The organism is Neisseria sp. HMSC064E01 (assembly GCF_001808875.1).
Taxonomy (GTDB): Bacteria; Pseudomonadota; Gammaproteobacteria; order Burkholderiales; family Neisseriaceae; genus Neisseria; species Neisseria sicca_A.
Window position 1 is genome coordinate 53,827 of the sequence record NZ_KV794935.1, and the last position, 20,666, is coordinate 74,492.

22 protein-coding genes, 1 tRNA gene and 1 pseudogene are annotated in these 20,666 nt (G+C 50.9%); 18 read left to right on the forward strand and 6 right to left on the reverse strand.

Annotation, left to right across the window (positions count from 1 at the left end; all coding sequences use genetic code 11):
* Window positions 1-466: 466 nt before the first annotated feature.
* Window positions 467-1,381: a tRNA pseudouridine(55) synthase TruB gene (truB, locus tag HMPREF2572_RS06510; RefSeq protein ID WP_070497049.1), complete on the reverse strand. Its 915-nt coding sequence runs from the start codon at window positions 1,379-1,381 to the stop codon at window positions 467-469.
* Window positions 1,382-1,487: 106 nt separating this feature from the next.
* The gene (gene rbfA / locus HMPREF2572_RS06515; protein WP_003685554.1) at window positions 1,488-1,859 is read right to left on the reverse strand and encodes a 30S ribosome-binding factor RbfA; all 372 of its coding nucleotides are present in this window, start codon (window positions 1,857-1,859) and stop codon (window positions 1,488-1,490) included.
* Window positions 1,860-1,977: 118 nt separating this feature from the next.
* Between rbfA and HMPREF2572_RS06520 the strand changes: the two genes are divergently transcribed.
* From HMPREF2572_RS06520 to HMPREF2572_RS06535, 5 genes and pseudogenes are all read left to right on the forward strand, one after another.
* Window positions 1,978-3,018 carry a Gfo/Idh/MocA family oxidoreductase gene (locus tag HMPREF2572_RS06520; RefSeq protein ID WP_070497052.1) on the forward strand — a complete coding sequence of 347 codons (1,041 nt, stop codon included), beginning with the start codon at window positions 1,978-1,980 and terminating at the stop codon, window positions 3,016-3,018.
* A 162-nt stretch (window positions 3,019-3,180) separates the two neighbouring features.
* Complete coding sequence (gene upp / locus HMPREF2572_RS06525) at window positions 3,181-3,807, forward strand: uracil phosphoribosyltransferase (RefSeq protein ID WP_003744890.1); 627 nt, start codon at window positions 3,181-3,183, stop codon at window positions 3,805-3,807.
* Between the two features lie 53 nt (window positions 3,808-3,860).
* Window positions 3,861-3,974: pseudogene (locus HMPREF2572_RS14825) on the forward strand (IS5/IS1182 family transposase); the annotation flags it as partial.
* A 36-nt stretch (window positions 3,975-4,010) separates the two neighbouring features.
* Window positions 4,011-4,325 (forward strand): DUF2322 family protein, encoded by a 315-nt coding sequence (locus tag HMPREF2572_RS06530; RefSeq protein WP_070497055.1) that lies wholly within the window; start codon window positions 4,011-4,013, stop codon window positions 4,323-4,325.
* 138 nt (window positions 4,326-4,463) lie between these two features.
* Window positions 4,464-5,270, forward strand: coding sequence for a DUF4198 domain-containing protein (locus HMPREF2572_RS06535; protein ID WP_070497059.1), 807 nt, complete (start codon window positions 4,464-4,466; stop codon window positions 5,268-5,270).
* A 108-nt stretch (window positions 5,271-5,378) separates the two neighbouring features.
* Here the strand turns inward: HMPREF2572_RS06535 and HMPREF2572_RS06540 are convergent, their stop codons facing one another.
* Window positions 5,379-5,939, reverse strand: a complete 561-nt coding sequence (locus HMPREF2572_RS06540; RefSeq protein ID WP_070497104.1) for a pseudouridine synthase — start codon at window positions 5,937-5,939, stop codon at window positions 5,379-5,381.
* Window positions 5,940-6,104: 165 nt separating this feature from the next.
* Here HMPREF2572_RS06540 and HMPREF2572_RS06545 point away from each other — a divergent pair.
* Window positions 6,105-6,197, forward strand: a tRNA-Ser gene (locus HMPREF2572_RS06545).
* Window positions 6,198-6,429: 232 nt separating this feature from the next.
* On the opposite strand, the gene HMPREF2572_RS06550 is transcribed toward HMPREF2572_RS06545, so the two are convergent.
* Window positions 6,430-6,888 (reverse strand): c-type cytochrome, encoded by a 459-nt coding sequence (locus HMPREF2572_RS06550; RefSeq protein ID WP_070497062.1) that lies wholly within the window; start codon window positions 6,886-6,888, stop codon window positions 6,430-6,432.
* Window positions 6,889-7,014: 126 nt separating this feature from the next.
* Between HMPREF2572_RS06550 and HMPREF2572_RS06555 the strand changes: the two genes are divergently transcribed.
* From HMPREF2572_RS06555 to trxA, 11 genes are all read left to right on the forward strand, one after another.
* A complete protein-coding gene (locus tag HMPREF2572_RS06555; protein ID WP_070497065.1) occupies window positions 7,015-7,842 on the forward strand; it encodes an SDR family oxidoreductase in 828 nt (275 codons plus the stop codon).
* Between the two features lie 133 nt (window positions 7,843-7,975).
* Window positions 7,976-8,452, forward strand: a complete 477-nt coding sequence (locus tag HMPREF2572_RS06560) for a Fur family transcriptional regulator (RefSeq protein ID WP_003744587.1) — start codon at window positions 7,976-7,978, stop codon at window positions 8,450-8,452.
* Window positions 8,440-9,369 (forward strand): CobW family GTP-binding protein, encoded by a 930-nt coding sequence (locus tag HMPREF2572_RS06565; protein ID WP_019271481.1) that lies wholly within the window; start codon window positions 8,440-8,442, stop codon window positions 9,367-9,369. The genes HMPREF2572_RS06560 and HMPREF2572_RS06565 overlap by 13 nt, the downstream gene beginning before the upstream one ends.
* 207 nt (window positions 9,370-9,576) lie before the next feature.
* Window positions 9,577-10,518 (forward strand): nuclease-related domain-containing protein, encoded by a 942-nt coding sequence (locus HMPREF2572_RS06570; protein ID WP_070497068.1) that lies wholly within the window; start codon window positions 9,577-9,579, stop codon window positions 10,516-10,518.
* A 47-nt stretch (window positions 10,519-10,565) separates the two neighbouring features.
* A complete protein-coding gene (locus HMPREF2572_RS06575; protein WP_016687013.1) occupies window positions 10,566-11,618 on the forward strand; it encodes an ABC transporter permease subunit in 1,053 nt (350 codons plus the stop codon).
* A gap of 35 nt (window positions 11,619-11,653) precedes the next feature.
* Window positions 11,654-11,830: a hypothetical protein gene (locus HMPREF2572_RS14565; protein WP_167390275.1), complete on the forward strand. Its 177-nt coding sequence runs from the start codon at window positions 11,654-11,656 to the stop codon at window positions 11,828-11,830.
* Between the two features lie 43 nt (window positions 11,831-11,873).
* Entirely contained in the window at window positions 11,874-12,896 is a 1,023-nt protein-coding gene (locus HMPREF2572_RS06580) for an ABC transporter permease (protein ID WP_070497071.1), read from the forward strand.
* Window positions 12,897-13,003: 107 nt separating this feature from the next.
* Window positions 13,004-14,545 carry a fatty acid--CoA ligase gene (locus tag HMPREF2572_RS06585; protein ID WP_070497074.1) on the forward strand — a complete coding sequence of 514 codons (1,542 nt, stop codon included), beginning with the start codon at window positions 13,004-13,006 and terminating at the stop codon, window positions 14,543-14,545.
* A 152-nt stretch (window positions 14,546-14,697) separates the two neighbouring features.
* Window positions 14,698-15,411: a hypothetical protein gene (locus HMPREF2572_RS06590; RefSeq protein WP_070497077.1), complete on the forward strand. Its 714-nt coding sequence runs from the start codon at window positions 14,698-14,700 to the stop codon at window positions 15,409-15,411.
* Window positions 15,408-16,955: an ABC transporter ATP-binding protein gene (locus tag HMPREF2572_RS06595; RefSeq protein ID WP_070497080.1), complete on the forward strand. Its 1,548-nt coding sequence runs from the start codon at window positions 15,408-15,410 to the stop codon at window positions 16,953-16,955. The genes HMPREF2572_RS06590 and HMPREF2572_RS06595 overlap by 4 nt, the downstream gene beginning before the upstream one ends.
* A gap of 150 nt (window positions 16,956-17,105) precedes the next feature.
* Complete coding sequence (gene trxA, locus HMPREF2572_RS06600; RefSeq protein ID WP_049223229.1) at window positions 17,106-17,438, forward strand: thioredoxin TrxA; 333 nt, start codon at window positions 17,106-17,108, stop codon at window positions 17,436-17,438.
* 342 nt (window positions 17,439-17,780) lie between these two features.
* On the opposite strand, the gene HMPREF2572_RS06605 is transcribed toward trxA, so the two are convergent.
* On the reverse strand, window positions 17,781-19,040 hold the full coding sequence (locus HMPREF2572_RS06605; protein ID WP_070497083.1) for an RsmB/NOP family class I SAM-dependent RNA methyltransferase: 1,260 nt from the start codon (window positions 19,038-19,040) through the stop codon (window positions 17,781-17,783).
* Window positions 19,041-19,110: 70 nt separating this feature from the next.
* Entirely contained in the window at window positions 19,111-19,962 is an 852-nt protein-coding gene (locus HMPREF2572_RS06610) for a DUF1853 family protein (RefSeq protein ID WP_070497086.1), read from the reverse strand.
* Between the two features lie 196 nt (window positions 19,963-20,158).
* Here HMPREF2572_RS06610 and HMPREF2572_RS06615 point away from each other — a divergent pair, with 196 nt between their 5' ends.
* Complete coding sequence (locus HMPREF2572_RS06615; RefSeq protein ID WP_070497089.1) at window positions 20,159-20,611, forward strand: DUF1775 domain-containing protein; 453 nt, start codon at window positions 20,159-20,161, stop codon at window positions 20,609-20,611.
* Window positions 20,612-20,666 lie beyond the last annotated feature (55 nt).

Below are 20,666 nucleotides of genomic sequence, written 5' to 3' on the forward strand. Positions count from 1 at the left end.
TCAGACGACCTGTTTTGCATTCATTGCACTATGGTCGGTTGAAACCCGTAGCGCGGGCTTTGCCCGCGGATAATAGAGAAAGTTTCAACAGCTTTTTTTACTCATCATCTTCGTGGGCAAAGCCCACGCTACGAATTTAACAGTAACCCGTAGGTTTCATACTTGCGGTTTTTATGGGTAAGAGGTCGTCTGAAACAGGAGTTGTACGTTTTCAGACGACCTGTTTTGCATTCATTGCACTATAGTCGGTTAAAACCCGTAGCGTGGGCTTTGCCCGCGGATAATAGAGAAAGTTTCGGCAGCTTTTTTACTTATCATCTTCGTGGGCAAAGCCCACGCTACATCGCGTTATCTTTTCTAGACCGGCTGGCAACCAAAACATAGTTTGCAAAAAAAGGTCGTCTGAAAACCGGTTTCCGTGTTTTCAGACGACCTTTCCTATATTTTCAGTTGATCATCAAACCATTCAGTCTTTCGCCGTATTCATCAGCCGCAGGGCTTTGAGGCGGCCGATTTCTTTTTGGTATTCCACCAGGCCGATAAATGTTCCGCTTCTGTCGTAAATGCGGATGGGCTGGTCGGCGGGGATGTTCTCGGTAAACTGCGGGCGCTGGCCGCATTTGAGCATGGTTACGGCGCGGTCGTTCAGTTCGATTTTGGGGAGGTGCCGCACTAAAACGTCGCAGGGCAGGAGCAGGGTGTCGCGTTCGGTTTCGTTTAATTCTGCCAAGGCTTCGAGCGTGTGGCTTTCGCGGATGGTGAAACCGGCAGTTTCGGTGCGGCGCAGGGCGGTCAGGTGGGCGAATGTGCCGATGTGTTTGGCGATGTCTTCGCTGAGGGTGCGGATGTAGGTGCCTTTGCTGCAACGTACGTCGATGACGGCTTTGGACGCGTCAAACTCGGTAATATCGATGGCGTAAATGGTGATATCACGCGGTTTGCGTTCGATGACGATGCCTTTTCGGGCGTATTCGTACAGCGGTTTGCCTTCGTGTTTGAGGGCGGAAAACATCGGCGGTACTTGGCGGATGTTGCCTGTCAGGGCTTGGCATGCCGTCTGAAATTCGGCTAAGGAAATATCGGCGCGGGCAGTGGCGATGATTTCACCTTCTGCATCGCCGGTGCTGCTGGCTTCGCCGAGTTTCAGCGTGGCGGTGTAGGCTTTATCGGCATCCAGCAGGTATTGGGCGAACTTGGTCGCTTCGCCGAAGCAGACGGGCAAAAGTCCGGTTGCCAAAGGATCGAGTACGCCGGTATGCCCCGCTTTCTCGGCGTTGTAGAGACGGCGGGTTTTTTGCAGGGCGGTGTTGCTGGAAAGTCCTTCGGGCTTGTCGAGCAGGAGGACGCCGTTGACGGGGCGTTTGGCGGGTTTGGCGGTCATGATGGGGAAGGGTAAGTGGCAGTTGTATGGGTGGGAAAGATTGCAAAAGGTCGTCTGAAAACAGGTTCGCGCTTTGACTGCGGCGTTTTTCAGACGACCTTTACCTTTAATCTTCCACCGGCTTTTCCGCTGCCACTTGGTCGATGAGGCTGGAAATGCTCATGCCGCGTTCGAGCGATTCGTCGTATTTGAAGTGCAGTTCGGGCGTTTTGAAGAGTTTGATGCGTTTGGCCAGCTCGCTGCGCAAGTGGCCTTTGGCGTGTTCCAAGGCTTCTTCGGTAATGTCGCGGGTGCTGTCGTCGAGGACGGTGTAGAACACGGTGGCGTGGCTGTAATCGCGGGTGACTTCGACTTCGTTGATGGTGATGAAGCCTGCGCGCGGGTCTTTCAGGCCGGTGCGGACCAGCTCGGCCAGTTCGCGCATGATTTGTTCTTTGACACGGTCTTGGCGGGCATAGCCGCGTTGCGGTTTTCTCATGGTTTTCCTTAAACGGCGGCGGCCGTTTCAACTTTGTTTTCAGACGGCCTGTGTGAAATAAATGCGGTATTATAACGGATATACGGCAATTTGAGGCCGTCTGAAAAGGAGTTTGGCTATGCAGAAAATCAAAATCGGATTGGCGGGGTTCGGCATGTCGGCGCAGGTGTTCCATCTGCCGTTTTGGCGTGCGGATGCGCGGTTTGAAGTTGTGCGCGTGTTTGAACGCAGCGGCAACAAAGCTCAGGTAGTCCTGCCGCAGGCGCAGACCGTGCGTTCGTTTGAGGAGTTGCTTACCGACGATGTGGATTTAGTGGTCGTGACCACGCCGAACCAGACGCATTTCGATTTTGCCGCTCAGGCTTTGCGTGCGGGTAAAAATGTGGTGGTGGAAAAACCGTTGTGCGCCACGGCGGTGCAAGCCTTGGAACTGGCGGAACTTGCCGAACGGCAGGGCGTATTGCTGACTGTTTACCAAAACCGCCGTTGGGACAGCGCGCCGCTGACTGCCAAAAAGCTGCTTTCAGACGACCTTTTAGGTGAAATTGTGGATGCGGAGTTCCGTTTCGAGCGTTATGCGGCTGCCTTGAACAAAAAACGCTGGAAGGAAACGGGCGAGGCGGGCGTAGGGCTGGTGTACGATTTGGGTTCGCACCTCATGGATATGGCGGTCGATATTTTCGGGATGCCTGACGAACTTTATGCCGATGTGCGCTATCAGCATGAAGGAGCGCTCAGCGACGACAATTTCTATATCGCGCTTTATTACGCCGACGGCAAAAAAATCGCCCTGACCGCAAGCAAATATGCCCGCGAACCTTTGCCGTTCATGACTTTGCACGGCAAACGAGGTTCATACGTCAAACAAAATGCCGATAACCAAGAAGCTCTGCTGAGCGGCGGCGCGCAACCTGTCGGAGCGTGGAACCGTGAGCCGGAAGACGAATGGGGCATCCTGCATACCGAAATAGACGGGGTGGTTGTCCGCAAGAAAATCGAAAGCGTCAGCGGCAATTATGCGGCGTTTTATGAAAACCTTTATGACGCGCTGCAAGGCAAATCTCCCGCAGCGGTACAGCCGCGCCAAGTGGCGGAAGTGCTGGGGCTGCTGGAAAAAGTATATAAAAGCCCGAAGTCGGGGTGTCGGGTGAAGGTGTAGGGAGCGGTTTAAATCGCCGGATAGAAGGGCGGGGCAAAACCATTGGGGAAACGTAAGCCTGAAGATCGCAGAAAATAAGCCGCCGTTGCGTATCCTTTATTTTGTTTCGTTATAAAAAAAAGTATAATTACAGCCATTCAAAAACAATCCGAGGCCTGCCAAATGAACGTAACCGTTATCAATCACCCCCTTGTCCGCCACAAACTCACGCTCATGCGCGAGGCCGATTGCAGCACTTACAAATTCCGCACCCTCACTACCGAGCTGGCGCGCCTGATGGCTTACGAAGCCAGCCGTGATTTTGAAATCGAAAAATACATTATCGACGGCTGGTGCGGTCAAATCGAAGGCGACCGCATCAAGGGCAAAACCTTGACCGTCGTCCCGATTTTGCGTGCTGGTTTGGGTATGCTCGACGGCGTGCTCGACCTGATTCCGACTGCCAAAATCAGCGTGGTCGGATTGCAGCGCGACGAAGAAACGCTCAAACCCGTTTCCTATTTTGAAAAATTCGTGGACAGCATGGACGAACGCCCCGCGCTGATTATCGACCCCATGCTCGCGACCGGCGGCTCTATGGTGGCCACCATCGACCTGTTGAAGGCGAAAGGCTGCAAAAATATCAAAGCGTTGGTACTCGTTGCCGCGCCCGAAGGCGTCAAAGCCGTCAATGAAGCGCATCCCGACGTCACCATCTACACTGCCGCCCTCGACAGCCATCTGAACGAAAACGGCTACATCATCCCCGGCTTGGGCGATGCGGGCGATAAGATTTTCGGTACGCGCTGATTCGTGATTTGAGGTCGTCTGAAACTGAATGTATGGGTTTCAGACGACCTTTTTATAGTGGATTAACTTTAAGTCAGGACAAGGCGACGAAGCCGCAGACAGTACAGATAGTACGGAAAGGCGAGGCAGCGCCGTACTGGTTTAAAGTTAATCCACTATATAAGGTATTTTTCGTTGAAAATCCCATGTTAGAAAGGACAACCATGAGCTTCCAAGACAACCTCGCCGCCATGCCCGACATCGGTCATTTGAGCGGACTCGACATCCTTGACGCACAAGGCAAGGCCGTCCATCACATCCCCAATGCGCCCGGCAAGCAAGGCTCGCTGAAACTCTACAACGCTTTGGCATTGAATTTCGGTGGCAAGCTCGATGCTGCTGCTGCGCAGGGTTTGGATTGGTTTGCCGAACATGTTGCCGACGCGCAAGCCAATCCGGGCAAACATCCCAATATCGATCTGCTGTTGCAAGTGAAAAACGAAAACCTCAGATTGCTTCTAAAGCCGGTTAACGCTTAAACATCAGCTAAGCGAAAGGTCGTCTGAAAACAGAAATCCTGTTTTCAGACGACCTTTTTTTCATGAAACCGTTTTGTTATAAATAAAATTGTTATATTATAACCAATCAAATTTCTACCCGATACATTTGGAGAACCCATGAAAAAAACCGCATTGTTCATCGCATCCGCACTCCTGTTCAGCACAACCGCCCAAGCACACCGCGTCTGGGTCGAAACCGCCCATACACACGGCGGCGAATACCTGCAAGCCGAATTGGGCTACGGCGAGTTCCCCGAACTCGAACCCATCGCCAAAGACCGCCTGCACATTTTCAGCAAGCCCATGCAGCTCGTTACCGAAAAAGGCAAAGAAAATCTGATTCAAAAAGGGACGTACAACTACCAGTACCGCAGCAAACTCCCTGTCAAAGACGGCAGCTACCTCGTTACCGCCGAATACCAACCGACCTTCTGGTCTAAAAACAGCGCAGGCTGGAAACAGGCGAGCATCAAAGAAATGCCTGACGCCAGCTATTGTGAACAAACCCGAATGTTCGGTAAAAACATCGTCAACGTCGGACACGAAAGCGCAGACACCGCCGTCATCACCAAGCAAGTCGGACAACATCTGGAAATCGTTCCGCTGGACAACCCCGCCAACGTTCACGTTGGCGAACGCTTCAAAGTCCGCGTCCTTTTCAACGGTGAACCGCTGCCGAATGCCACCGTTACCGCCACATTTGACGGTTTCGACACCAGCGACCGCAGCAAAACCCACAAAACCGAAGCCCAAGCCTTCTCCGATACCACGGACGACAAAGGCGAAGTCAGCATCATCCCCCTGCGTCAAGGCTTTTGGAAAGCCAGCGTAGAACACAAAGCCGATTTCCCCGATCAAAGCGTGTGCCAAAAACAGGCGAACTACACCACCCTGACCTTCCAAATCGGTCATACGCATCATTAATATCCAATAACAAAGGTCGTCTGAAAACCGTATTGCAGGGTTTTCAGACGACCTTTCTCGTTATCAGCCAATCAATTTCAGCCTATTAATTTAATAAACAGCCATCCATCAAGGCTTATGCGGCGCAAACGTCCATTGCCCAAGCGCCAAGCCCAAATCGAATAGATTCAGACGACCTATCGCCACCCTGACCAAACGCAGACACGGAAAACCCGCCTTAGCCGTCATACGCCTGACCTGACGGTTTTTCCCTTCCGAAATCCGAATTTCCACCCAAAAATCAGGCACGGATTTACGCATGCGGATAGGCGGCACGCGCGGCCACAAAACATCCGCTTCGCCCGCCTCTAATACGCGAACCTTTGCCGGACGCGTGACAAAATCCCCCAAATCCACCCCGCGCCGCAGCATATCCAGCTTCGCTTCGTCGGGCGAACCTTCCACCTGCGCCCAATAAGTTTTCTCCAGCTTAAACTTAGGATCCGCAATCCGCGCCTGCAAACGCCCGTCGTTCGTCAACAGCAGCAAACCCTCGCTGTCCGTATCCAAACGTCCCGCCGGATAAAAGTCCGGCAGCGACACATAATCTTTCAAACACCCATACTTTTCATGCGCCGAAAACTGGCAAATCACGCCATAAGGCTTGTTCAATACGATTAAATCATTCATTTTCATCACATCCTGAAACCAAGCATGAATTGTACCAGCCGCCGCATACGGGCTACAATTTCACGCTTCTTTATATTTTATACAAATGATTTCATACGGTTAAAAAATACCCTGAAGCCCGGCTTGACACGCCCGAGCCAAACCAGTATATTACGCACTTCCTTAGGAGTAATGGCTGAGAGGCTGAAGGCACTTCCCTGCTAAGGAAGCATGTGGGGTCAACCTGCATCGAGGGTTCGAATCCCTCTTACTCCGCCACCATACGAAAACCCGTCGATTATCCGACGGGTTTTCTTTTTAGCGTTTTTGTGAAAGCAAGGATAACGGACAGGCAAACCGTCAAACTTGACGTTTACGGAACATGAAAGCGTTTGCGCGCAGGCTGGATTGCCGTTGAAACCGATTATTAAGCACGGCAATCATTAAAAATCAAAAAAAGGTCGTCTGAAACCGGATTTCAGACGACCTTTTTGTATGTCAGTGCAGCGGCTTATTCTTCCGGAGCGCGGAAGGTGTCGTGGCAGGATTTGCAGCTTGCGCCGGTTTCGCCGTAAGCGGCTTTGATTTCTTCCAGCTTGCCGGTTTGCGCGGCGGCGTTCAGTTTCTCAACGGCAGCAGTGAATTTGTCCTCTTCGGCTTTGAATTTGGCCGCATCAGACCAAACCGCAGGCAGGGCGCGGCCGTTGCCTTTGTCGTCAGATTGGAAGAAAGTGAAAGGTTTTTTACTGCTTTCGGCAAAGGTTGCCGCAGCCTGCTTGAATTTCTCTACGTCGTAAGGCTCTTCGCCTTTTACCATTTTGCCCATGCCGGAGAACTCGGGCATCATGGCTTTGAACGCAGTGGTACGGTCTTCGGAGATCGGGCCTTTGGGTTGCGCAGGTGCGCCGCCACTGCAGGCGGAAAGAGTCAGTGCAGCGAGCAGGGCTGCTGAGAAGAGTTTGGTATTCATGGCTTTTGTGTCCTGTGATAGTATTTTGTTATTCATATTTTTCAGACGACATCCGAAGAGGTCGTCTGAAAAGTTGCAATCATACCTGAAATGGGTTTACAAAACGAGAAAAGAAAGGAAATAGTTATGGCGATTTTGGTTACCGGCGCGTCGGCAGGTTTCGGTGAGGCGATGTGCCGCACGTTTGCTCAGGCAGGTTATTTCGTTATCGGTGCGGCGCGGCGCGGCGAGAAACTGCAGGCATTGGCGGCTGAGTTGGGCGAGCGGTTTTATCCTTTGGAAATGGACGTTTCGCGTACCGAGTCGATACGCAACGCACTCGACAGCCTGCCTGAAAATTTTGCCGAAATCGATTGCCTGATCAACAACGCCGGGTTGGCGTTGGGTTTGGAAACGGCGGACAAGGCAGATTTCAGCGATTGGGAAACCATGATTCAAACGAATATCGTCGGTCTGACTTTCCTGACGCGTCAAATCCTGCCGCAAATGGCGGAGCGCAAACAAGGCTATATCATGAATCTGGGTTCGATTGCCGGCAGCTATGCCTATGAAGGCAGCAATGTGTACGGCGCGACCAAGGCGTTTGTGCGCCAGTTCAGCATGAACCTGCGCGCGGAATTGGCGGATAAAAACATCCGCGTTACCAATATCGAGCCGGGTTTGTGCGGCGGTACCGAGTTTTCCAACGTCCGCTTTAAGGGCGATGACGAGCGGGCGGAAAAGGTTTATGAGAACGTCGAATCCATCCGGCCGCAAGACATTGCGGATACGGCTTTGTGGCTCTATCAGCGTCCGGCGCACATGAACGTCAATTCCATCGAAATCATGCCTGTCGCCCAAACGTTTGCCGGTATGAAAGTGATCCGCAATACGCTGCCCGTGCCCGCACAGGCGGAGAGTTTCGAGAAACAGAGTATGTCTTTGTTTGCACGGATTAAGTTGTGGTTCAAATAGGCAGATTGGATGGGATGGGTCGTCTGAACAGTGGCGCTCGGTTTCAGACGACCTCCGAATATCTGCATCTTACATAAACACGTTATAATGTAATCCTCTCCGTTCAGAATTTTAAGGTCGTCTGAAAGCCTTTATGAAACACGCAATCAAACAAAAAATCCTCGAACAGGCACGCCGTGACGGCGTACAGGTAACCGCTTTGCGCGAGCAGGTGCTCGATATCGTTTTGCAGCAAAGCGGCGTGATTAAAGCCTACAACGTCTTGTCGCAGATGCAGCAGCAAAGCGAGGGCGTGGTTGCGCCGCCGACGGCCTACCGCGCCCTTGATTTTTGGGCGGAGCAGGGCGTTTTGCACAAAGTGGCGGCGGTCAACGGCTATATTTTGTGCAGCCACGCGCAGCATGAGTGCGACGACCATTGCCACGACCACGAAGAAGCCGAAGCGCACCATAGCGCGTTTATTTTGGTCTGCACCGAATGCGGCACGGCGGACGAGCAAACCCTGAGCCACGAATGGGCGGCACTGCGCGCAGGCGTTGCCGAAAGCGGCTTTGCGCTGAAAGAAGAACACGTTGTTTTAACTGGAATCTGTAAAAAATGTCAGAAGTGAAAAAAACCAAAGTCCACCTGATTTCAGGTTTTCTGGGAACAGGCAAAACCACCGCGCTCAAAAGCCTGATGGAGCAGAAAGACCCGAACGAGAAATGGGTCATCATCGTCAATGAGTTCGGTGAAATCGGCATTGACGGCGCGGTATTGAGCGACAACGGCATCCCTGTGGCAGAAATCGCCGGCGGCTGTTTGTGTTGCACAGCCGGCCCGCAAATGGGCGTAACCGTACAGAAAATGCTGCGCGATGCCAAACCCGACCGCCTGATGATTGAGGCAAGCGGACTGGCGCACGCCGCCAGCGTCATCGACGAATTGAAAGCCAAACCGCTGGACAGCCTTTTGGAAATCGGCGCTGTCTTTACCGTCGTCGATCCGCGCCAGTTCATCAACCCCGATTACGCGCAGCAGGCATTGTATAAAGACCAAATCGGCATCTGCGACGTATTGGTCGCCAGCAAAACCGATTTATGCACCCCCGAACAGCTTGCCGAATTTCACGACAAAGCGGCAAAACTGTTCCCGCCCAAAGCCAAAGTGGTCGAAGTCCAAAACGCACAACTCGACATCCAATGGCTTGACATTCCTGTCATCGAAAAATCACGCTACCGCCTCAAAGCCCTGCCGGACAACACCATGGGCTTCCAGTCGCAAGGTTTCACTTTCCCCGCCGGACGCGATTTCGACGGCGAAAAGCTGACCAACTTCTTCAACGACCTGCCCAAATTCACAGACGACCTCGTCCGCGCCAAAGGCGTGTTCCAAGTGCTTGGCACATGGGTGTGGCTCAACTGGGTGGACGGGCAATGGGGCGCCAACCAAGTCTCATGGCGCCGCGACTCGCGCTTCGAGCTGATTGCCAAGTCGTTTGACGCGGATTTGATTGAGAAGAAACTGCAAGAGGCTTTAGAGAAATAAGCAAGGTCGTCTGAAAGTTTGCCGCTGCAATTTTCAGACGACCTAAACGATAGTGAAGTCTATTGTTTCAACTGTCAGAATAATATAAAGCAACTGCGTAGCGTGGGCTCTGCCCGCGAAAAAATTAGCAGATCAAGGTCAAAAGGTTGTTTGGAAGATTGATATCTCCAATTTGGGAAATAGGTTAACAAGAAGGGAAATATAATAGTGATTATTAAGGAATCAGATAAGCGAGAACATGATTTGGCTGAATTAAATAGCTTGCTTATGCTGCCTTATATTAGCCAAGATCAGAGGAAGCAGATTGAGCGAGAGATACGTAATATACAATCTGGCTTGAAGGGGGAGCAGGAAGCGGCTTATCAAATCAATTTTCATTATAAAAATAATGCAAATTGGGCAATTCTACATGATTTGCGGTTTGAATTTAATGGTGATGCTGCTCAAATTGATCATTTGATGATTAATCGTTTTTTTGAAATTTATGTTTGTGAAAGCAAAAGATTTGGAGAGGGTATAGCCATAAATGAATACGGGGAGTTTTCTGCATTTTATCAGGGTAAGCCTTATGGTATTGCCTCTCCTCTTGAACAAAATAATAGACATAAATTATTGTTGAAGCGGTTGTTTAAAAGTGATGAAATTGAGCTTCCTATGAGAATGGGAATGAAGATAGTACCTTCACTACACAGTTTGATTCTAGTAGCGAATTCCGCAATCATTCAACGTCCAAAAAATAGTGAAAACAAGAGGGAGTTAGAAAGAATTATCAAAAATGAACAGATTGCAAAAAGAATTGATAAAGACATTTTTGATAATCATCCTTCAACATTAATTCAACAAGCTGCTTCATGTTTTAAATTGGTATCTTCTAAAACAATTACAGAGTTTGCTAAAAAGTTAGCAAATTTGCATAAGCCGTTAAAAGTAGATTGGAAAGCACGTTTTGGTATTGTAGATCCAATAGAGCAACCTGAAGTGAAGACGGCATCAATAGTTCAAAATCATACAAAACAGGAGCAACACTTATTTTGCGCTTCCTGCAAGAAATCTGTTACTGCTAATGTAGCCAAATTTTGTTGGCAAAATAAAGTTAAGTTTCACGGTAAAGTCTATTGTTTCAATTGTCAGAAGAATATAAAGCAGTAATGGTCTTTCAGACGACCTTAAAACCCAAATAGAGGAATACCCCAAGCATGTACCGTTACATCCTCCACCGCCTATTACTCTTGATCCCCACTCTGTTGGGGATTTTGGCGATTACTTTTGCCGTTATCCAATTCGTGCCGGGCGGGCCGGTGGAGCAGATGGTGCAGCAGTTGACGCATGGTGCGGTCAGCGGCGAGACGGCGAATGCGACGGCGGGCAATATCATGAAAAACGGCAACCGCATCAGTCCGGAAGATTTGGCGGCGTTGAATGCGCTGTACGGTTTCGACAAGCCGCCGTTGACGCGGTTTGCGGATATGGTGTGGCGGTTTGCCCGTTTTGATTTGGGCAAGAGTTTTTTCCATCATGAAACCGTGTTCGAGCTGGTCAAACAGAAAATGCCGGTGTCGATGAGTTTGGGCTTGTGGACGTTTTTCCTGACTTATCTGATTTGTATCCCGTTGGGCATTGCCAAGGCGGTGCGCGACGGCAGCCGTTTTGATGCGGTAACGGGAATGGTGGTGCTGGTCGGTTATACCATACCGCCGTTTGTGTTGGGTTTGGTGCTGCTGGTGTTGTTTGGCGGAGGCAGCTTTTTTGCGTGGTTCCCGCAGGGCGGTTTGGTCGGCGATGATTTTGACACGCTGTCGTGGGCGGGCAAAATCAAGGATTATCTGTGGCACATGGCGCTGCCGATTACGGCTTCGGTGGCAGGCAGTCTGGCGGTAACGACGGTGTTGACGAAAAACGTGTTTCTTGAAGAAATCCGCCGCCAATATGTCTATACCGCCCGCGCCAAGGGTTTGCCGGAAAAGCAGATTTTGTGGAAACACGTTTTCCGCAACGCGATGATTCCGCTGATTACCGGCTTTCCCGCTGCCTTTATCGGCGCGTTTTTCACCGGCAGCCTGCTGATTGAAACCTTGTTCTCGCTCGACGGGCTGGGTCTGCTTTCCTACGAGGCGGTGATGAAGCGCGATTATCCGGTGGTGATGGGGACGCTGTATGTGTTCACGCTGATGGGTTTGCTGGCGAAATTGGTGTCGGATATTTCTTATTCGTGGGTCGATCCGCGCATTCATTTCGGCGGACAGAAATAGGTCGTCTGAAAACTTAAAGAATTATGGAGTTAAATATGATTAAACGTTTAAAAGATATTTCTGAAGAAAGCCGCGAACATAAAAACGATGGTGCAAAAGTAGTCCGTATGGAATTGCAGGATGATGAAGCAACCAAACGGTTGGTCATGCATAGCGCAAAGCGCGTAATTGCCGCGCATAAGTCAGAATTGGAAAAGTTGGCTTATAAGTAATCCTCATGGTTGAATATTCAGACGACCTTTGTGCAACCTAATTATGAAAACACACACCTCAAACCCCACTTGGCAGGCTTTCAAGCAACACAAACGCGGCTGGTTCGCGCTGCGGATTTTAGCTGTTTTGTTCGCCGTCGCGCTGCTTGCGCCTTTGTGGAGCAACGACAAACCCTTGTGGATACGTTATCAGGGCGAATATTATTTTCCGCTGGTAAACGAATACAACGAAACTGTGTTCGGCGGCGATTTCGACACGCCTGCCGATTACCTCGACCCGCTGATACGCGGCAACATCACGTCAAACGGCAATTACGCCGTTTATCTGCCCAATCCCTACGATGCCGATACGCTCAATGATTTCGACACGCAGCCCGACCCTGCAAGTCCGTCCGAAAGGCACTTGCTCGGCACGGACGACCGTGGTCGCGATGTCTTGGCGCGTTTGGTTTACGGGTTCCGCGATTCCCTGTTGTTCGCCCTTGCGCTGACTTTGGTAACGACCGTAATCGGCGTGATCACCGGCGCGGTGCAGGGTTATTTCGGCGGCAAGACCGACCTTTTGATGCAGCGTTTTATCGAAATCTGGGGCGGGATGCCAGAGCTTTACCTGCTGATTATCCTGTCTTCGTTTTTCAATCCCAGTTTGTTGATATTGCTGGCGTTGCTATCGCTGTTCGGCTGGATGGGTCTGTCGGACTACGTCCGCGCCGAGTTTTTGAAAAACCGTCAGGCGGATTACGTTTTGGCGGCGCGTTCGATGGGCGTGGGCAACCGCGCGATTATGTGGCGGCACATCCTGCCCAACAGCCTGACGCCCGTATTGGCATTTCTGCCTTTCCGCATCTCCGGCGCGGTGCTTGCGCTGACCAGCTTGGATTTCCTCGGTTTGGGCGTTCCCGCGTCGCAGGCGAGTTTGGGTGAACTCTTGGCGCAGGGCAAGGACAACTTGGACGCTTGGTGGATAGGCTTGTCCACGGTCGGTACGCTGACGGTTATGCTGCTTTTGCTGGTGATGATAGGCGAGGGCTTGCGTCAGGCGTTTGACGTGCGCGCTAGGGGATAGTATAAGCACGGAGTCTTTGCGGGCGTACATCAATGCGCGACCCGCGCCTTTGGAAGTTTCAGACGACCTCTATAATATTTTACTCACTTCATTTTTAAAGAATTTCAATGAATCAAACACACAACACAAACTTTTACGAAATGCTGAACGCTGCCTGCCGTAAAAACGGCAAAGGGACTGCGGTGTTCAACGACAAAGAAAAAACCACTTACGATGCGCTCAAGCGGGAAGTCGATGCCGTAGCCGCATATCTGCAAAATATGGGCGTCAAATTCGGCGACAAAGTCGCTTTGGCGGTATCCAATTCGCCCGAATTTATCAGCGCCTATTTTGCCGTCTCCGCCATCGGCGCGGTTGCCGTACCGATGAATACGTTTTTGAAAAACAACGAATACGCGTATATTTTGAATGACTGCAAAGCGCGGTTTATGTTTGCGTCGGCAGGTTTGCAGAAAGAATTAAAGGGGTTGAAGAAGCAGACCCGTGTCGAGAAAATCATTTGGATAGGCGAGGCGAAAGCGGCGGACGAAGCCGATGTTCGTTTTGAAGAAGCGCTCCGTTTCTCGGGCACGCCCGATTTGAGCCGCCAGCCAAAAATCGATGATTTGGCGCATATTATTTACACTTCCGGCACGACAGGTCATCCCAAAGGCGCATTGATCAGCTATGGCAACCTGTTTTCCAACCTTGAGGGCATCGAGCGCATTTTTAAGATTTCCAAACGCGACCGTTTTGTCGTGTTCCTGCCGATGTTCCACAGCTTTACGCTGACGGCTATGGTATTGCTGCCGATTTATATGGCGTGTTCGATTATTTTGGTGAAATCCGTTTTCCCGTTCTCCAACGTTTTGAAACAGGTTTTGCTCAAACGCGCGACTGTGTTTTTGGGCGTCCCCGCGATTTATACCGCCATGAGCAAAGCGAAAATCCCTTGGTATTTCAGATGGTTCAACCGCGTCCGTCTGTTTATCAGCGGCGGCGCGCCTTTGGCGGAACAAACCATCCTTGATTTTAAAGCGAAGTTCCCGCGTGCCAAGCTTTTGGAAGGCTACGGTTTGAGCGAATGCTCGCCCGTTGTCGCCGTCAACACGCCCGAAAGGCAAAAAGCCCGCAGCGTCGGCATCGCCTTGCCCGGATTGGAAGTCAAAGCCGTCAACGACGAATTGATCGAAGTACCGACGGGTGAAGTGGGCGAACTCATCGTCAAAGGCGGTTCGGTCATGCAGGGCTACCTGAATATGCGCGATGCCACCGACGAAGCCATCGTCAACGGCTGGCTGAAAACAGGCGATTTTGTCACGATAGACGAAGACGGCTTCATCTTTATCGTCGACCGCAAAAAAGACCTGATTATTTCCAAAGGGCAAAACGTTTATCCGCGCGAAATTGAAGAAGCGATTTACAAACTCGACGCCGTCGAAGCCGCAGCCGTCATCGGCGTAAAAGACCAATATGCCGACGAAGAAATCATCGCCTTTATCCAACTCAAAGACGGCGAAACGTTGGACGAAGCCGACGTGCGCGCCCATTTGCGCGGACATTTGGCGAATTTCAAAATCCCCAAACAGATTTACTTTAAAGACGAACTGCCGAAAAACGCTACGGGCAAAGTGTTGAAACGGGTGTTGAAAGAGCAGTTTCAAAGATAATCAGCGTTCAGACGACCTCGGTTTGCGGGTTTGAATCAGAGGTCGTCTGAAAAGCTTAGATAACACTAAGAGATACTGTAGAATTTCTTTTGCTACAATGATTAAATTTAAAGTTGATTAGATAGCGAAAATAATTATTTGAAAGAAATGTTATGAGAAAAAGTCATGTCGATAAATTGCTTACAGCTATTCGAGAGGAATTAAATATAATAAAAAAAATGGAAGCTATTGATGAAGTTAAGTTTAAATCAATACTTGAAAATCTTAGAAGCTCACTAGAATATATAGCACAAGATATAAATTCTATGTTATCTAAACCAAAAGATAGAATATATTTTCCATATGGGAAGACTAAGGAAAATTTTGAAGGAAGTATCAATAAGAATCTATCAGGAATTCAATATGAATATCCTAAAGTTTATGATTATATAGAGAGTTTACAGTCGCATAAAAATAATGGAGATGATTGGTTAATAACAATGTGTAGTTTAACTAACCATGCTAAACATAATGGGCTTATTGAATTAGAATATAAAGGAAATAATCATGTTATTATACATGCAGAAGGAGTTCCTGTTTTTGAATTTATAAATGTTAATAATGGAGAAGTAATTTTAAAAGAAAATACATTTTTTGTTTCGAATGATGATGGAAGCGAGACAAATTTAGGTACAATGGGCGAAATTCATGTTACAGGGGCAAAAGTAAAAGGAGTAGAAGATGATGATTTCGTCAGTTTTTCTATCGTGGAAAAGAAAAAATTGGTTATAGATGGAAAGACACCTATTGAGGTAATCCCATTTTTAGAAAAATGTTTTAATAAAATTAGTCAGTTTTCTACTGATGTATATACTCAACTCAAATGAGCATGAACATCCTTGAAATTGAAAACCTAAACGCCTTTTTCCCCGGCAAGCAAGTCCTGCACGATGTCAGCCTGACAGTACAGACCGGCAGAAAACTGGCACTGGTCGGCGAGAGCGGCAGCGGGAAAACCGTGTTGGCACAGGGCATTATGCGGCTGAATCCGCTGGTGTCGTTTGAAGGGCATCTGAAATTTGACGGCAACGATTTGCTGACCCAATCCGAACGTGCCCTGCAAAAGCTGCGTGGGCGGGAAATCGGCATGGTGTTTCAAGAACCGATGACCGCGCTCAATCCCGTGATGCGCGTCGGTGCGCAGATTGCCGAAGTGTTGACCCTGCATCTGGGCTTGGACAAAAAACAGGCATGGGCGAGGGCGGTCGAACTCTTGGCGGAAACCGGCATCCGCGAGCCGGAGCAGAAAGCCTTTGCCTATCCCTTCCAGCTTTCCGGCGGACAGCGGCAGCGGGCAATGATTGCGATGGCGGTTGCCGCCGAACCCAAGCTCCTGATTGCCGACGAACCGACCACCGCCTTGGATATCGCCGTGCAGGCGCAGATTCTCGATTTGTTGGCGCGCTTGCAGCAGGCGCACAACATGACCATGCTCTACATCACCCACGACCTGAACCTTGTCCGCCGCTTTGCAGACGACGTCGCCGTGATGCGCGGCGGACGCATTGTCGAAACGGGCGCAGCGGCGGAAGTGTTCGCCCGTCCGCAACACGAATACACGCAAATGCTGTTGAACGCCGGTGCCGCACGCAAGGTCGTACCTTTGGCGGACAATCCCACCACCGTCTTGCAGGCGGAGCAGATTTCCGTTGCCGTCAAAGAAACCGCGGGTTGGTTCAAAAAACGCAGCAAAACCCTGCTGGAGCCGGTGTCCTTCGATTTGAAGGCGGGCGAAACGCTGGGCATCATCGGCGAAAGCGGCTGCGGTAAAACCACGCTGGCAAAAGCCGTGATGCACCTTATCGATGCGGAAGGTCGTCTGAAAATCAACAGTGAAGACTGGAAACACGAATCCAGACGCGATATACAAATGGTGTTCCAAGACCCGTTCGGCGCATTCAACCCGCGCATGAACGTCTTTAATATCGTTTCCGAAGCCCTGCGCGTCCACGAACCCGATTTGTCCCGCGCAGAAATGCGGCAGCGCGTGCAAGACGTATTGCGGCAGGTCGGGCTGCCTGAAGACGCGCTCGAACGCTATCCGCACGCTTTTTCCGGCGGACAACGCCAGCGGCTCGCCATCGCCCGCGCCATCATCGTCCGCCCGAAAATCCTCGTTTTGGACGAACCCACCAGCGCGCTCGACGTACAATGGCAGCAACAGATTCTGGAGCTGCTCGCCGATTTGCAGAAAAAACACGGTCTCAGCCTCATCATCATCAGCCACGACCTCGCCGTCATCCGCGCCCTGTCGCACCGCGTGATGGTGTTGAAAGACGGCAAAATCGTCGAAGAGGGCGGTTGCGAAACCGTATTTGCCAACCCTTCCAGCGATTACACGCGCCATCTGATGAGCTTCAGGGTAAGCTGACTTGTCGGGCAGGTCGTCTGAAAAACATTAGCCAATCGCGATGGCGGCCTTACAAAAAAACTATTACACTTTGGCGACACTTGAAATTTTCAGCCCCAAGCCCTATCCTGCACAACATCTGATTCAATTTGACACAAAAAGGAAAAACTCATGAGCAGCGAACTGATTATCCACACCACCGATGCAAATTTCGAACAAGACGTTTTGAAATCCGACGTTCCCGTATTGCTGGACTTCTGGGCACCTTGGTGCGGCCCTTGCAAAATGATCGCTCCGATCTTGGACGACATCGCCGCCGAATTTGAAGGTCGTCTGAAAGTCGTTAAACTCAACATCGACGACAACGAAGCCACCCCCGCCAAATTCGGCGTGCGCGGTATTCCGACGCTGATGGTGTTCAAAAACGGCGAAAACGTCGCCACCAAAGTCGGCGCTTTGGCAAAAGGTCAGTTGACCGCATTTGTAAACGCTTCTTTGGCTTAAGTTTCAACAACGCAAAAGGTCGTCTGAAAATTTTCAGACGACCTTTTTGTATGTTTGGATTTTAGGGAAACTGGGTACTTTGCCTGTTCTTATAGTGGATTATAGTGGATTAAATTTAAATCAGGACAAGGCGACGAAGCCGCAAACAGCAGATAGTACGGAAAGGCGAGGCAGCGCCGTACTGGTTTAAAGTTAATCCACTATATTTTTATCCGTTCAAAGATTTCGGCAGACGGGCATTACCCGATTAAATTCGCTTTAATCCACGCTAAAAAGGTCGTCTGAAAACCCGAATCCGATTTTTCAGACGACCTTTCGTGTGTTTTCGCCTTATTTGAACATTTATTCCTTACGCTGCAAAACGGCGGCAAAGAATCCGTCGGTTTGGTGTTTTGCCGAGTCGAGGCGCAGGTATTTGCCGGTGTTCAAATCGATTTTCAAACCGGCGAGCAGCTCGGCGCAGTCGAGGAGTTCGTATTCCGGGTGTTCTTCCAAAAAGCGTTCGACCTGCATTTCGTTTTCTTCGGGCAACACGCTGCAAGTGGCGTAAACCAGCCTGCCTTGCGGTTTGACCAGTTTGGCGGCGGCATCGAGGATGCTGTGTTGCTGCTCCAAAAGTTTGGCGACGGTTTCGGGCGACTGGCGGTATTTGAGGTCGGGATTACGACGCAGCGTGCCCAAGCCGGAGCAGGGAGCATCGACCAAAACGCGGTCGGCTTTACCGGTCAGGCGAGCGATGCGGCTGTCGTGTTCGCTGCTGATGCGTTCGGGGTGGATGTTGGTCAGTCCGGCGCGGGTCATGCGGGGCTTGAGGTTGGCAAGGCGTTTTTCGGCGATGTCGAAGGCGTAGATTCTGCCTTTATTTGCCATTTGCGCGCCGACAGCGAGGGTTTTGCCGCCTGCGCCGGCGCAGAAATCGACGATGATTTCGCCGCGTTTGGCACCGACAAGCAGTGCGAGGAGCTGGCTGCCTTCGTCTTGGACTTCAAGCGTGCCGTCTAAAAACAATTCGTGTTTGTTGAGGGCGATTTTGTTTTTCAGGCGGATGCCCCAAGGGGAATAGGGTGTGGCTTCTGCATTGGGGCTTTCGGCTTGAAGCAGGGGCAGCACTTTGTCGCGTCTACCTTTGAGCGTGTTGACGCGGATGTCGAGCGGCGCGGCTTGGTTGATGCTGCGGCCGAAGGCGAGGATTTCTTCGTCGCTGAAATGTTTTTGCAGTTGCTCCACCAGCCATTGCGGCAATTCGGCGGCGGTATGGAGGTCGTCTGAAAATTCGGTTTTGCGCGCTTTGAGGCTGCCGAGGAACTCGGTTTCTTCTTCGTCGAGCAGGTCTTTGATTTGGCTAATGTTGGTGCTTCTGCCGAGGACGAGTGCGGCAAGCGCGGCTTTGCGCGGCTGGGCGTGCGGACGGCGCAGGACGGCACTGATTTTTTGATAATGGCGCAGGGCGGCGAAGGCGGTTTCGGCAATTTCGTGGCGGTCTTGCCTGCCGAGTTTTTTGTGTTCGCGGAAGTAGCCGGATAAAACGGCATCGGCAGGCTGTTTGAAAGTCAGCATTTCAGCCAGCACTTTGGCGGTATGGTCGAGTTGGATCGGGGTCATGGTGGATTCGCAATCGGAAGAAAGGCTTGGATTATACTGGAAAGGTCGTCTGAAAACGTTGAATCGGGTTTCAGACGACCTTCATGATGCGTTCGATTTCATGCCAAAAGCCGTCGGGGCGCAATTCGAGTTTGGCGATTAAGCCGCTTTCAATTTGGCGGACGTCATGGTCGGACAGGGTTTGCGCCTCGGCGACGCGGGCGGGGGCAAGGTATGCCATGCGGTCGATGAGGTGGTAGCGTGCGCCGTCGTGGGTCGGATATGCCGACCAGTCGCGGATGAAGATTCCGCGCCAACAGTATGGGTTCAGCGGGGCTTCAGCGGAATTTGCGCTGACGGGGAAAAAGCCGATGCCGCGTATGACGGAGGCGGGTTGCGGCGCGTCGGGGAGGCGGTTTTGCCGCAGGGTTTCGCTGCCTTCGGAGGATTGAAACAGGGCGAGTTGGTGGGGCAGTTTGGCGGCTTTGGCGGCGAGGGTGTCTTTGGCATTGAGTCCGCACATGTCTGCGGATTTGCCGCTGTCGCTGCCGTAATATTTGCAGGTCAGTTCGATATGGTAGGGTTTGCCGTTGATGGAGGCGATGAAATCGGCGGCGCCTTGCGTGAGGTCGTCTGAAAATACGGGCAGGTTATAGGCGTGTAGCTCGGTATGCGGCGCGTGGGCGAACCAAAATGCAAGCAGGCGTTCGGCGTAGATGCCGAGGCGGTTGCCGAAGGGGGCGTGTTCGGCGAGATAGTCGTCTAAGGGGGCGGGATTGCCGTCCAAATCCAAAAGATAGCGGAAGCCGCGTTCGCCCAATAACTCGCGGACGCTCAATTCGCAACCGCTTTGCCAAAGCGGCGGGGCGGTCAGCAGGGCGGCGAGGTCGCGGACGGACGGGTTGGTGAGTTTCCACCATAGGGCATCTAGGGCGTAGTTCATGGGGCGGTATGGATGTTGGGAAGGTAATGAATTTTATAATATCGTGCATGAAGTTGAAACCTGTAAGCCGCAGCGTTGTCTAAGCAGCTGTTATTTTTTCCCCTTGTTCCGTTATCCGATGGCACCTTACCCGCTAGGATTCGGGCAAGCCTTCAACGGTGATCTTTTTATCCACTCTTTATACGGAGATAACACAATGAAAATAAAGCTATTGTTTTCTGCTTTGGCGCTGTCTGCATTGATGATGGACGCTCAGGCGCATGTTACGATTCGCAATAATTCTAATGGTGTTGATAGTATTTCTGGAAAATCAGACCATTTCCGCCTGAATGTGCCGACCAATCGCGGTAAGGCGGTAACCGGGGTAAAAATGGTGGTTGCTGAAGGTGTGAAACTGTTGTTCATTCATCCTGTTCCGGGTTGGACTTATAAAACAGAAAAAGATGCGGAAGGCAATATCGTCAGCATTACTTACAAAGGCCGCATGGAAGCGGGCGAATTTACTTCGTTTCCGTTTATCGCGTTGAATCCTAAAGGCGATGTCTCAGTGAAATACAAAGCGTATGTGACTTACGCGGATGGCGTTGTGGTGCCGTTTGACGGTTCGGAAGAGGCAAAAGGCTATCAACCGACGATTCATCTGAAATAATCGCTCGGAGACGTTTTCCCTGTTAAAAAAGGTCGTCTGAAAACCTGAATCGGTT

Coding starts and splice junctions, on each gene's coding strand:
- HMPREF2572_RS06530 (WP_070497055.1), top strand. CDS start 4,011: ATGAGCTTCCAAGACAACCTCGCCGCCATGCCCGACATCGGTCATTTG.
- HMPREF2572_RS06555 (WP_070497065.1), top strand. CDS start 7,015: ATGGCGATTTTGGTTACCGGCGCGTCGGCAGGTTTCGGTGAGGCGATG.
- HMPREF2572_RS06550 (WP_070497062.1), bottom strand. CDS start 6,888: ATGAATACCAAACTCTTCTCAGCAGCCCTGCTCGCTGCACTGACTCTT.
- truB (WP_070497049.1), bottom strand. CDS start 1,381: ATGACCGCCAAACCCGCCAAACGCCCCGTCAACGGCGTCCTCCTGCTC.
- HMPREF2572_RS06605 (WP_070497083.1), bottom strand. CDS start 19,040: ATGACCCCGATCCAACTCGACCATACCGCCAAAGTGCTGGCTGAAATG.
- HMPREF2572_RS06615 (WP_070497089.1), top strand. CDS start 20,159: ATGAAAATAAAGCTATTGTTTTCTGCTTTGGCGCTGTCTGCATTGATG.
- upp (WP_003744890.1), top strand. CDS start 3,181: ATGAACGTAACCGTTATCAATCACCCCCTTGTCCGCCACAAACTCACG.
- HMPREF2572_RS14565 (WP_167390275.1), top strand. CDS start 11,654: ATGATTAAACGTTTAAAAGATATTTCTGAAGAAAGCCGCGAACATAAA.
- HMPREF2572_RS06520 (WP_070497052.1), top strand. CDS start 1,978: ATGCAGAAAATCAAAATCGGATTGGCGGGGTTCGGCATGTCGGCGCAG.
- HMPREF2572_RS06565 (WP_019271481.1), top strand. CDS start 8,440: ATGTCAGAAGTGAAAAAAACCAAAGTCCACCTGATTTCAGGTTTTCTG.
- HMPREF2572_RS06610 (WP_070497086.1), bottom strand. CDS start 19,962: ATGAACTACGCCCTAGATGCCCTATGGTGGAAACTCACCAACCCGTCC.
- HMPREF2572_RS06540 (WP_070497104.1), bottom strand. CDS start 5,939: ATGAATGATTTAATCGTATTGAACAAGCCTTATGGCGTGATTTGCCAG.
- HMPREF2572_RS06585 (WP_070497074.1), top strand. CDS start 13,004: ATGAATCAAACACACAACACAAACTTTTACGAAATGCTGAACGCTGCC.
- rbfA (WP_003685554.1), bottom strand. CDS start 1,859: ATGAGAAAACCGCAACGCGGCTATGCCCGCCAAGACCGTGTCAAAGAA.
- HMPREF2572_RS06595 (WP_070497080.1), top strand. CDS start 15,408: ATGAGCATGAACATCCTTGAAATTGAAAACCTAAACGCCTTTTTCCCC.
- HMPREF2572_RS06590 (WP_070497077.1), top strand. CDS start 14,698: ATGAGAAAAAGTCATGTCGATAAATTGCTTACAGCTATTCGAGAGGAA.
- HMPREF2572_RS06535 (WP_070497059.1), top strand. CDS start 4,464: ATGAAAAAAACCGCATTGTTCATCGCATCCGCACTCCTGTTCAGCACA.
- HMPREF2572_RS06560 (WP_003744587.1), top strand. CDS start 7,976: ATGAAACACGCAATCAAACAAAAAATCCTCGAACAGGCACGCCGTGAC.
- HMPREF2572_RS06580 (WP_070497071.1), top strand. CDS start 11,874: ATGAAAACACACACCTCAAACCCCACTTGGCAGGCTTTCAAGCAACAC.
- HMPREF2572_RS06575 (WP_016687013.1), top strand. CDS start 10,566: ATGTACCGTTACATCCTCCACCGCCTATTACTCTTGATCCCCACTCTG.
- trxA (WP_049223229.1), top strand. CDS start 17,106: ATGAGCAGCGAACTGATTATCCACACCACCGATGCAAATTTCGAACAA.